Source organism: Stenotrophomonas sp. NPDC077659, assembly GCF_050268705.1.
In the GTDB taxonomy this organism is placed as follows: Bacteria; Pseudomonadota; Gammaproteobacteria; order Xanthomonadales; family Xanthomonadaceae; genus Stenotrophomonas.
Map to the genome: position 1 here is coordinate 1 of NZ_JBNNHG010000128.1, position 11,029 is coordinate 11,029.

Genomic DNA, 11,029 nt, shown 5'->3' on the forward strand with positions numbered 1-11,029 from the left:
GGGCGGTGTGGGTGGGCAGGACCGTTGGCGCCATGGATGGCGCCATCGAGCCCCCATGGACGGGTTTACGGCGTGTCCTGCCCACCCACACCGCCCCGCCATCCCGCGGAATGCCGCTCTGGCCGTTGACGTTGCCCTGGCATGAAGCAGGTGCAGGGCTGCAAGCCCTGCCGAAACCCTCCCCACCCATGACTGCAGTCACTTGCCCCGCCGCCCCGCGCTGGCGAAAGTCGAACAGTTGCGTGATCGGAGCGGTCCTTTGCCCTCCGCACGGTTGTGAGAGAGACGCTGTGCAACGACGTGAGTTCCTGGCTTTTTCCGGACTGGGCCTGGCCGGCCTGGTGCTGCCGCATTCGCGGCTGATCGCGGCCGAACAGCTGCTGGCACCGGTGGATACCGCCCAGCGGCGCCGCCTGGCCGACGTCGCCCTCGCTGCCGCCCGCAGCGCCAAGGCCAGCTACTGCGACGTCCGCATCGGCCGCTACCTCAACCAATCGGTCATCACTCGCGAACACCAGGTCGGCAATGTGACCAACCGCGAATCGTCCGGCGTGGGCGTGCGGGTCATCGTCAACGGCGCCTGGGGTTTCGCCGCCACCCACCAGCAGACCGAAACGGCCGTGCGCGGCGCGGTCGAGCAGGCCACGGCCATCGCCCGTGCCAATGCCAGCATCCAGACCCGGCCGGTGCAGCTGGCACCCACGCCCCCGGTCGGTGAGGTGCGCTGGCAGACCCCGGTGCGGAAGAACGCCATGGAAGTGCCGATCCAGGACAAGATCGAACTGCTGCTGGCGCTCAACAGCGCCGCGCTCGATGCCGGCGCCGACTTCATCAACTCCACCCTGTTCCTGGTCAACGAGCAGAAGTACTTTGCCTCCAGCGATGGCTCCTTCATCGACCAGGACATCCACCGCATCTGGCTGCCATTCACCGCCACCGCCATCGACAAGGCCAGCAGCAGGTTCCGCACCCGTGCCGGGCTGTCCTCGCCGATGGGCATGGGCTATGAATTCCTCGACGGCGATGCGCGCGGCAAGGTGCAGCTGCCCGGCGGCATCACCGCCTACCGCGATTCCTACGACCCGGTCGAGGACGCGATTGCAGCGGCCCGCCATGCGCGGGAGAAGCTGAAAGCACCCTCGGTGAAGCCCGCCAAGTACGACCTGGTGCTGGACCCGTCCAACCTGTTCCTGACCATCCACGAGAACGTCGGCCACCCGCTGGAACTGGACCGCGTACTCGGCTACGAGGCCAACTACGCCGGGACCAGCTTCGCCACGCTGGACAAGCGCGATGCCGGTTTCCGCTGGGGCAGCGACCTCGTCACCTTCTTCGCCGACAAGACCCAGCCGGGCAGCCTCGGTGCGGTCGGCTACGACGATGAAGGGGTGAAGACCCAGCGCTGGGATCTGGTGCGCGACGGCGTACTGGTGGACTACCAGGCCACCCGCGATGAGGCCCATATCCTCGGCCGCCAGGCCTCGCACGGCTGCAGTTATGCCGATTCCTGGTCCAGCGTGCAGTTCCAGCGCATGGCCAATGTCTCGCTGGCACCGGGCAAGACGCCGCTGAGCGTCGAGGACATGATCAAGGATGTGGAGAACGGCATCTGGATCCACGGCCGCGGCTCCTATTCCATCGACCAGCAGCGCTACAACGCCCAGTTCGGTGGCCAGCTCTACTACCAGATCAAGAACGGAAAGATCGCCGGCATGGTCGAGGATGCGGCCTACCAGATCCGCACACCGGAGTTCTGGAACGCCTGCACCGCCATCTGCGATGAACGTGATTTCCGCCTCGGCGGTTCCTTCTTCGACGGCAAGGGCCAGCCCGCACAGGTCTCGGCGGTCTCGCACGGGTCGTCCACCACCCGCTTCAACGGCATCAACATCATCAACACCGCGCGCAGTCTCGGCGCCTGAGTCGTCCCAACCTTCGACGTGGAGAGCAGCCTTGCACAGACGTGACTTCCTCGCCCTCACCGGGCTTACCGCAGGCGGCCTGATCGTGCCGTCATTCTTCGGCAAGGCCATCGCCGCCGAGCAGCTGCAGTCCAGCCTGGACCTGGGGCTGAAGAAGCGCCTGGCCGATGCCGCGCTGCAGGCCGCGCGCAGTGCAGGCGCCACCTACTGCGATGTGCGCATTGGCCGCTACCTGCGGCAGTTCGTCATCACCCGCGAGGACAAGGTGCAGAACGTGGTGAACACCGAGTCCACCGGCGTGGGCATCCGCGTGATCGTCAACGGCGCCTGGGGCTTTGCCGCCACCAATGCGCTGGGCACGGCCGATGTGGCCCGCGCCGCGCAGCAGGCGGCGGCCATCGCCAAGGCCAACGCCGGCGTGCAGACCGCACCGGTGCAGCTGGCCAAGGCACCGGGCGTGGGCGAGGTGAGCTGGCGCACGCCGATCCGCAAGAACGCCATGGAGGTGCCGATCAAGGAGAAGGTCGACCTGCTGCTGGACGTCAATGCCGCCGCGATGGGGGCCGGTGCCAGCTTCGTCAACTCGATGCTGTTCCTGGTCAACGAGCAGAAGTACTTCGCCTCCACCGATGGCTCCTATATCGACCAGGACGTGCACCGCATCTGGGCGCCGATGACGGTCACCGCCATCGACAAGACCAGCGGCAAGTTCCGCACCCGCGAAGGCCTGTCCGCGCCGATGGGCCTGGGCTACGAATACCTGGACGGCGCGGCTGCCGGCAAGGTGCTCACCCCCAACGGCGTGGTGAACTACGGGTCGTCCTATGACATGAAGGAAGACGCCATTGCCGCGGCGAAGCAGGCGCAGGAAAAGCTGAAGGCGCCGTCGGTGAAGCCGGGCAAGTACGACCTGATCCTCGACCCGTCGCACACCTGGCTGACCATCCACGAATCGATCGGCCACCCGCTCGAACTCGACCGCGTGCTCGGTTACGAAGCCAACTACGCCGGCACCAGCTTCGCTACCCTGGACAAGCGCGAGCAGCACTTCCAGTACGGCAGCGAGCACGTCAACATCTTCGCCGACAAGACCCAACCGGGCAGCCTCGGCGCGGTCGCGTACGACGATGAAGGCGTGAAGTGCAAGCGCTGGGACCTGATCAGCAACGGCAAGCTGGTGGACTACCAGACCATCCGCGACCAGGCCCACATCCTCGGCAAGACCGAGTCCGATGGCTGCTGCTACGCCGACTCCTGGTCCAGCGTGCAGTTCCAGCGCATGGCCAACGTGTCGATGGCACCGGGCAAGACCCCGCTCAGCGTGTCCGACATGATCAAGGACGTGGAGAACGGCATCTACATCATCGGCGACGGCTCGTTCTCCATCGACCAGCAGCGCTACAACGCGCAGTTCGGTGGCCAGCTGTTCTACGAGATCAAGAACGGAAAGATCACCCGCATGCTGGAAGACGTGGCCTACCAGATCCGCACGCCGGAATTCTGGAACGCCTGCACCGCTGTGGCCGATGAGCGCGACTACCGCCTGGGCGGCTCGTTCTTCGACGGCAAGGGCCAACCGGGCCAGGTCTCGGCGGTCTCGCACGGTTCGTCCACCGCGCGCTTCAACGGCATCAACGTCATCAACACCGCACGCAGCCTCGGCTGACCGGTCAGGAGCCCTTACACCATGAGTATCTTCACCGAAGCCCAGGCCAAGGCCATCCTCGACAAGGTCATCGCCCTGTCCAAGGCCGATGAGTGCACCGCCGTGCTCGCCGGTTCCATCAACGGCAACATCCGTTTCGCGCTGAACAACGTCTCCACCAGCGGCATTGTCGACAACACCGAACTGGCCGTCACCGTGGCCTTCGGCAAGCGCGTGGGCACCGCCTCCATCAATGAATTCGACGATGCCGCGCTGGAACGCGTGGTACGCCGTGCCGAAGACCTGGCACGCCTGGCACCGGAGAACCCGGAATTCATGCCGGCCATCGGCAAGCAGACCTACCGCCCCAGCCCGACCTTCAGCGAATCCACCGCGGCCATCGACCCGGCGTTCCGCGCCAAGGTCGCCGCCGATTCCATCGCGCCGTGCCGTGGCAACGGCCTGATCGCCGCCGGCTTCCTGGAAGATGGCCAGGGCTTCTATGCCACGGCCAACAGCAACGGCAACTTCGGTTACCAGCGCAGCACCAGCTTCGATTACACCTGCACCGTACGCACCGAAGATGGTCGCGGTTCGGGCTGGGTCGGCCGCAACCTGAAGGACGCGGCGGACTTCAAGGCCGACCAGGACATCCGCATCGCCATGCGCAAGGCCACCGAATCGTCGGAAGCCAAGGCGTTGGAGCCGGGCAAGTACACCGTCATCCTCGAACCGGCCGCAGCCGCGGGCCTGATCAGCTTCATGATGAACTTCTTCAGCGCGCGCTCGGCCGATGAGGGCCGCAGCTTCCTGTCGAAGAAGGGCGGCGGCAACAAGCTGGGCGAGCAGGTCTACGACCCGCGCGTGAGCATGTATGCCGACCCGTGGCATGCCGAAGCCCCGGTGCTGCCGTGGGATGGCGAAGGCATGCCGCGCGAGCGCATGGCCATCATCGAAAACGGCAAGGTCGCCAACCTGGACTACTCGCGCTTCTGGGCGCAGAAGCAGGGCAAGACCGCCAAGGCCACGCCGGGCAACCTGCTGATGAGCGGCGGCGACAAGAGCACCGCTGAACTGGTGCGCGGCACCCAGAAGGGCATCCTGGTCACCCGCACCTGGTACATCCGCATGGTCGACCCGCAGACCGTGCTGCTGACCGGTCTCACCCGCGACGGCACCTTCTACATCGAGAACGGCCAGATCAAGCACCCGGTGAAGAACTTCCGCTTCAACGAATCGCCGGTGATCATGCTCAACAACATCGAGGAACTGGGCCGGCCGGTGCGCGTGGCTGGTGATGAATCGAGCTTCGTGATGATGATCCCGCCGATGAAGCTGCGCGATTTCACCTTCACCTCGCTGTCCGACGCGGTCTGATGGATCGCCGGGCCTGCCTGCGCTGGTTGGCCGCTGCCGCTTCGGCGGCGGCACTGCCAGCTTGGGCGCAGGCAGGCCCGCGCAGTTCGCGCTACGACTTCTGGTTCACCCGCCTGCAGTACGACTCCGGAGATTGGGACGTGGACGCGCGCATGCCGTCCAACCTGATCACCTCGCTGATCGACTACACCTCGCTGCGCGTGGACCCGCAGGAACACGTGGTGGCACTGGCCGACCCGCGCATGCTTCAAGCCCCGTTCTGCTACCTGGCCGGGCACACACTGGTGGAGTTCAACGCCGCCGAGCGGCAGAACTTCGTGCGCTACGTGCGCAACGGCGGGTTTGTCTTCGTCGACGACTGCAACCATGACATCGACGGACTGTTCGCCACCTCGTTCGAAGCGCAGATGGGCCGCCTGTTCGGTCCCAAAGCCCTGCAGAAGCTGCCCAACAGCCATGCGCTGTACCGCAGTTTCTTCCGCTTCCCAGACGGTCCGCCCGCCACCGGCTTCGAGCTCAACGGCTGGGGCGATGATCTGGTGCACGACTACCTGAAGGGCATCGAAGTCGATGGCCGCCTGGGCGTGCTCTACAGCAACAAGGATTACGGCTGCGAGTGGGACTACGACTGGCGCAACAAGCGTTTCCTGGCCGAAGACAACACCCGTTTCGGCGTCAACATCGTGATGTACGCGTTGAACAATTGATAGGACCTGCACGCCCATGACCACCCCCGACCTCGATTCCCTGCTGCCACGACTGGATGCGCTGCGCAGCGCCCTGGCCCACGCCGTGGTTGGCCAGCACACGGTGGTGGAGCAGCTGCTGATCGGCCTGCTGGCCGGTGGCCACTGTCTGCTGGAAGGCGCACCCGGCCTGGGCAAGACCCTGCTGGTGCGCTCGCTGGGGCAGGCACTGGAACTGCAGTTCCGGCGCGTGCAGTTCACCCCCGACCTGATGCCCAGCGACATCCTCGGCACCGAGCTGCTGGAGGAAGACCACGGCACCGGCCATCGCCATTTCCGCTTCCAGCAGGGCCCGATCTTCACGAATCTGCTGCTGGCCGACGAACTCAACCGCACCCCGCCCAAGACCCAGGCGGCGCTGCTGGAAGCGATGCAGGAACGCACGGTCAGCCATGCAGGCACCACGCGCGCGCTGCCCGCGCCGTTCTTCGTGCTGGCCACGCTGAACCCGATCGAACAGGCCGGTACCTACCCGCTGCCGGAAGCGCAGCTGGACCGCTTCCTGCTGCACGTGCTGGTGGATTACCCCAGCGAAGACGAGGAACGGCAGATCATCGAACAGACCACCGGCGGTACCACCGGGGCGGTGCCGAAGGTGATGGACGCCGAGGCGGTGATTGCGCTGCAGGCCGCAGTACGGCAGGTGCATGTCAGCCCCGACGTACTGGCCTGGATCACCCGCCTGGTACGCGCCAGCCGCCCAGGCGACGGCGCACCGGCCGCCATCAACCAGTGGGTGAAGTGGGGTACCGGCCCACGTGCCGGGCAGTCGCTGGTACTGGCCGCCAAGGCGCGCGCCCTGCTGCAGGGCCGCTTCGCCGCCACCCGCGAGGACGTGCAGGCACTGGCTGCACCGGTGATGCGCCATCGCTTGCTGCTGTCCTTCGCCGCCGAAGCCGAACAGAAGCGGGCCGACGACGTGGTCGCCGCCCTGCTGCAGGCCGTGCCGTTCCCGGGTTGAAGCACACGTGAGCACCGGCACGCCGCTGACCCTGCCACCGGAACTGCGCGCGCGCCTGCGCACGCTGCGGCTGCGGCCGCGCTTGGCCAGTGGCGCACGCGGCATCGGCCAGCACGCCAGCTGCAGCCGCGGTGCCGGCCTGGAGTTCGCGCAGTACCGCGCTTACGAGCCGGGTGACGAACTGCGCCAGATCGACTGGAAGCTGTACGCGCGCTCGGACCGCTTCTTCGTGCGCGAATCCGAACGCGAGAGCCCGATCACCGTCTGGCTGCTGCTGGACGCCACCGCCTCGGCTGGCCAGGCCGACCGCGCGGCGCCGCAGCGCACCCGCCTTGACCACATGCGCGGGCTCGCCGCCTGCGTGGTCGAACTGGCCCTGCAGCAGGGCGATCGTTTCGGCCTGCTGGCCATCAATGGCGATGGCCTGCAGCTGGTACCGGCCGGCAACGGCGCGCGCCAGCGTGACCGCGTGCACCTGCAGCTGCATGCCCTGCAGGCGGTTGGTGGCTGGCCAGCCACCAACCGCCTGCGCCCGCTTTGGGAGCGCGTGCGCCCGGGCGATCTGCTGCTGGCCATCGGCGATGGTTTCGACGAAGCCGGCATCACGCTGCTGGAGCAGCTTGCCAGCGCGCGCCGTGAGGTGATGCTGCTGCAGGTGCTGACCGCCGAAGAACGTGACTTCCCGTTCGATGCCGGCCACCGCTTCCGCGATCCGGAAACCGGCGAGGAACTGCTGGGCGATGGCGCTGCCATCCGCGCCGACTACCTGCAGCGCTTCGCCGCCGCGCGTAGTGCGCTGCAATCGCGCCTGCAGGCCAGCGGCATTGCCAGTGCCACCGGCTGGCTCGACCAGCCGCTGGACCAGCCGCTGCAGGCGCTGTTCGGGCGCGGGGGCGGCGCATGAACCTGTTGTTTCCGCTGGGCCTGGCGGCGCTGGCGGCATGGCTGTTGCCGCTGCTGATCCACCTGGCCCGCCGCCATCCCTACACGCCGCTGGATTTCGCGGCACTGCGCTGGCTGCGCACGCAGATCCGCCCACGCCAGCGCATCCGCTTCGATGATTGGCCGCTGCTGCTGGTACGCCTGCTGCTGCTGGCCGCGCTGGCACTGCTGCTGGCACGCCCGGTTCTGAGTGACGGTGCGCCATCGCCCAGCACGTGGACCGTGGTGGCCCCCGGGCTGGATGCCGGCGCACTGCGCGGCAGCAGCGAAGACGGCCGCTGGCATTGGCTGGCACCGGGCTTTCCGTCCATTGACCAACCGGCGCCCAGCACACCCGCGCCGCTGCCCAGCCTGCTGCGCGAACTGGATGCGCAGCTGCCTGCCGGCACCGCGCTGACCGTGCATGTGCCCGATCCGCTGCCCGGCCTGGACGGTGCGCGCCTGCAGCTGTCGCGACCGGTGCAGTGGCAGCCGCATGCGGTGGTACCCACCCATGCCCAAGCTTCCGTGCCGGCACTGCGCCTGCGCGTGAGCGCCGATGCACCTGCCAGTGCCCGACAGTGGGTCGGCGCGCTGCAGCGCGCGTGGAGCACCCAGCCAGCATCCGCCGAGCTGCCTGCCAACACGCTGCCCGCACGCGGTGAGATCGCCGCATGGGGCCGTACCAGTGCCCTGCCGGCCGGCTGGCAGGCCTGGCTGCGGGCTGGTGGCAGCGTCATCACCGCCGCCGCGCCTGCGCCACAGGCCAGCGTGCTGCTGCGCAGTGCCGAAGGCGCACCGCTGCTGTGGCAGCAGCGCGTCGGCCGGGGCCGCCTGCTGTCACTGCCCGGCGAATGGAATGCGGCCCACAACAGCGCCCTGCGCGATGCACGCCTGCCGCAGGCGCTGCTGCTGGCCCTGCAACCGCCTGCGCCACCACGGCTGGGCAATGCGCAGGACCAGGCCCCGCAGCAGGCGGTACTGCCTGCGATGACCCCCGCACCGCGCGAGCTGCCCCCATGGCTGCTGCTGGCCATCGTGCTGCTGTTCGCGCTGGAACGCGGCATGGCCAGCCGCATGGCACGGAGGCCGGCATGAACGCGCTGCAGCGCATCTGGCAACGCGCACGCCGCCGCCGCGCCAGCATCACCCTGCTGCTCGGCCTGCCATGGGCACTGGCTGCCACTGCGCTGGCCCTGCGCCTGGCCGGGTTTGATGTTGCCTGCGTGGTTGCCACGTTGGCGTTGCTCGTCTGCGCGGGCATGGCGGTGGCAAGCGCACGCCGCCTGGACCGGCGTTGGCTGCAGCGCCAGCTCGATGGCAGCGGGTGCAGCGAGGACAGCGCCGATCTGCTGTTTGCCGACGCCACCGGCTTCAACCCGCTGCAGCAGCGCCAGCGCGCGCATGTGCTGGCCACGCTGGAACGCACGATGCCGGACCTGCGGCCGCGCTGGCCGCGCGCCGCACTCGCACTGTGCTGGGTCGGCGGGCTGGCCGTCACCCTGCTGGCACTGGGTTGGCCGCGCAGTACCGGCGTGCCTGCAACCGTCGGTACGGCGGCGACGGCACCCACCACTGCGGCCGGACCGCTGCAGCTGCAGGCGACCCGCCTGCAGATCGATGCACCGGCCTACACCGGGCAGGCCACGCTCAGCCAGAATGCGCTGGATGCCAAGGTGGCGGCTGACAGTCGCCTGTCGTGGTCGCTGCGGTTCGACCGCGCGCCCCGCAAGGCCTGGCTGCAGTTCCACGACGGGCGGCAACTGCCGCTGCGCGAGCATGACGGCCGGTGGCAGGCGCAGGACCTGGCGCGCGCGCCGGTGCTGTACCGCGTGGCAAGCGAGCCCGCCCTGGCCAGTACCCGCTTGTACCGCCTGGACGTGGTGGCCGACCGCGCGCCAAGCGTGCGCGTGCTGGAACCCGCGGCCAGCCTGGTACTGGGCACGCCTGGGCAACGGCAGTGGACGCTGCGCTTCGAAGCCAGCGATGACCATGGCGTGGCCGCGCAGGCGAAGCTGTCGATCACCACCACCCAGGGCAGCGGTGAGAACATCACCTTCGTCCAGCGCAGCGTCACCCTCACCGGCAGCGGCGAACCCACCGCGCGGCGCTTCGCCCACACCCTGGATCTTGCCGCACTGGGCGCGCAGCCCGGCAACGATGTCATCGCCCAGCTGGAAGTACACGACAACCATGCACCCAACGCGCAGACCGGGCGCAGCAGCAGCGTGATCCTGCGCCTGCCAACCACCGAGGTGGCGCTGGGCGCGGAACTGGAAGGCCGCATCAAGAAGACCCTGCCCGCCTACTTCCGCAGCCAGCGGCAGATCATCATCGATGCCGAGGCGCTCACCCGCCAGCGCCGCAGCCTGGCCGCCGATGACTTCATCAAGCGCAGCGATGCCATCGGCGTCGACCAGCGCATCCTGCGCCTGCGCTACGGCCAGTTCCTTGGCGAGGAAAGCGAAGGTGGAGCGAAGCCGCCGCCGACCAGCGACCTGCCCACCAGCGATGCACCCACGGCGGATGCGCACGATCACGACGACGACGACCACGGACATGACCATGGCGGGAGCGCCGCAGACGCCGCTACGCCACAGGTCTTCGGCAGCGCCACCGACGTGCTCTCCGAATACGGCCACACCCACGACCATGCCGAAGCGGCCACCCTGCTTGATCCACAGACGCGCGCCACGCTGAAGGCCGCGCTGGACCAGATGTGGTCGGCCGAAGGCGAGCTGCGCCAGGGCCGGCCGGAACAGGCGCTGCCCTTCGCCTACAAGGCACTGGGCTTCATCAAACAGGTCCAGCAGGCCGAGCGCATCTACCTGGCCCGCGTCGGCCCGGAACTGCCGCCCATCGATGAAGGCCGACGGCTGGGCGGTGACCGCGCTGGCCTGGCCAGCCGCGAGCTGCCCTTGGCGGCACGCACGCCACCCGACCCAGCCATCGTCGAAGCATGGCAGCGGCTGGGGGAGAGCGATGGCACGCCCGATCTCGATGCGCTGGCCGGTTGGCAGCAACGCAACGCCGCCGTCCTGCCCGATGCGCTGGAGCTGGCCGCCGCCATCGAGCAGCTGCGCATCGAACCGGGCTGCAGCGAGTGCCGCCAGCATCTGCGCGCGCAACTGTGGCGCGCCCTGCAGCGACCGCTGCCACAGGTGATGCGACGCACGGCCACCGATGCGATGGGCCAACGCTATCTCGATGCGCTGGAGGCACAACCATGAGCGCCCCTGCCGTGAACCTGTGGTTGGGCATTGGCCTGGCGGCCATCGTCATCATCGCCAGCGCGCTGCAGCTGCGCGCGCCCACCGCGCATCGCGGCCGGCGCATGGCACGGCTGGGCCTGCAGGCCATCGTGGCCGCGCTGCTGTATTTCTGCCTGCTGCCGCCCAGCCAGCAGCGGCCTGCGGGCGGCGTGGTGGTGCTCACGGCGGATGCGGCCGCAGCCGGT

Annotated in this window: 8 protein-coding genes and 1 pseudogene; all 9 read left to right on the plus strand. The window is 68.3% G+C overall.

Going from position 1 to position 11,029, the window contains the following annotated elements; translation table 11 throughout:
• Positions 1-290: 290 nt before the first annotated feature.
• The gene (locus ACQKDV_RS15380; RefSeq protein WP_427784853.1) at positions 291-1,922 is read left to right on the plus strand and encodes a TldD/PmbA family protein; all 1,632 of its coding nucleotides are present in this window, start codon (positions 291-293) and stop codon (positions 1,920-1,922) included.
• A 31-nt stretch (positions 1,923-1,953) separates the two neighbouring features.
• Positions 1,954-3,588 carry a TldD/PmbA family protein gene (locus ACQKDV_RS15385; protein ID WP_427784855.1) on the plus strand — a complete coding sequence of 545 codons (1,635 nt, stop codon included), beginning with the start codon at positions 1,954-1,956 and terminating at the stop codon, positions 3,586-3,588.
• Between the two features lie 21 nt (positions 3,589-3,609).
• A complete protein-coding gene (locus ACQKDV_RS15390; RefSeq protein ID WP_427784856.1) occupies positions 3,610-4,944 on the plus strand; it encodes a TldD/PmbA family protein in 1,335 nt (444 codons plus the stop codon).
• On the plus strand, positions 4,944-5,651 hold the full coding sequence (locus ACQKDV_RS15395; RefSeq protein WP_427784857.1) for a DUF4159 domain-containing protein: 708 nt from the start codon (positions 4,944-4,946) through the stop codon (positions 5,649-5,651). The genes ACQKDV_RS15390 and ACQKDV_RS15395 overlap by 1 nt, the downstream gene beginning before the upstream one ends.
• A 16-nt stretch (positions 5,652-5,667) precedes the next feature.
• The gene (locus ACQKDV_RS15400; RefSeq protein WP_427784858.1) at positions 5,668-6,651 is read left to right on the plus strand and encodes an AAA family ATPase; all 984 of its coding nucleotides are present in this window, start codon (positions 5,668-5,670) and stop codon (positions 6,649-6,651) included.
• A gap of 7 nt (positions 6,652-6,658) precedes the next feature.
• The gene (locus ACQKDV_RS15405; protein ID WP_427784860.1) at positions 6,659-7,555 is read left to right on the plus strand and encodes a DUF58 domain-containing protein; all 897 of its coding nucleotides are present in this window, start codon (positions 6,659-6,661) and stop codon (positions 7,553-7,555) included.
• A complete protein-coding gene (locus ACQKDV_RS15410; protein WP_427784861.1) occupies positions 7,552-8,670 on the plus strand; it encodes a BatA domain-containing protein in 1,119 nt (372 codons plus the stop codon). Before ACQKDV_RS15405 ends, ACQKDV_RS15410 begins: the two co-directional genes overlap by 4 nt.
• Positions 8,667-10,802, plus strand: a complete 2,136-nt coding sequence (locus tag ACQKDV_RS15415) for a hypothetical protein (protein WP_427784862.1) — start codon at positions 8,667-8,669, stop codon at positions 10,800-10,802. Before ACQKDV_RS15410 ends, ACQKDV_RS15415 begins: the two co-directional genes overlap by 4 nt.
• Positions 10,799-11,029: pseudogene (locus tag ACQKDV_RS15420) on the plus strand (hypothetical protein); the annotation flags it as partial. The gene ACQKDV_RS15415 and the pseudogene ACQKDV_RS15420, both read left to right, overlap by 4 nt.

Excerpts from the sequence above, each read along its gene's own strand:
- ACQKDV_RS15390 (WP_427784856.1), top strand. The coding sequence starts at position 3,610 with ATGAGTATCTTCACCGAAGCCCAGGCCAAGGCCATCCTCGACAAGGTC.
- ACQKDV_RS15395 (WP_427784857.1), top strand. The coding sequence starts at position 4,944 with ATGGATCGCCGGGCCTGCCTGCGCTGGTTGGCCGCTGCCGCTTCGGCG.
- ACQKDV_RS15400 (WP_427784858.1), top strand. The coding sequence starts at position 5,668 with ATGACCACCCCCGACCTCGATTCCCTGCTGCCACGACTGGATGCGCTG.
- ACQKDV_RS15410 (WP_427784861.1), top strand. The coding sequence starts at position 7,552 with ATGAACCTGTTGTTTCCGCTGGGCCTGGCGGCGCTGGCGGCATGGCTG.
- ACQKDV_RS15415 (WP_427784862.1), top strand. The coding sequence starts at position 8,667 with ATGAACGCGCTGCAGCGCATCTGGCAACGCGCACGCCGCCGCCGCGCC.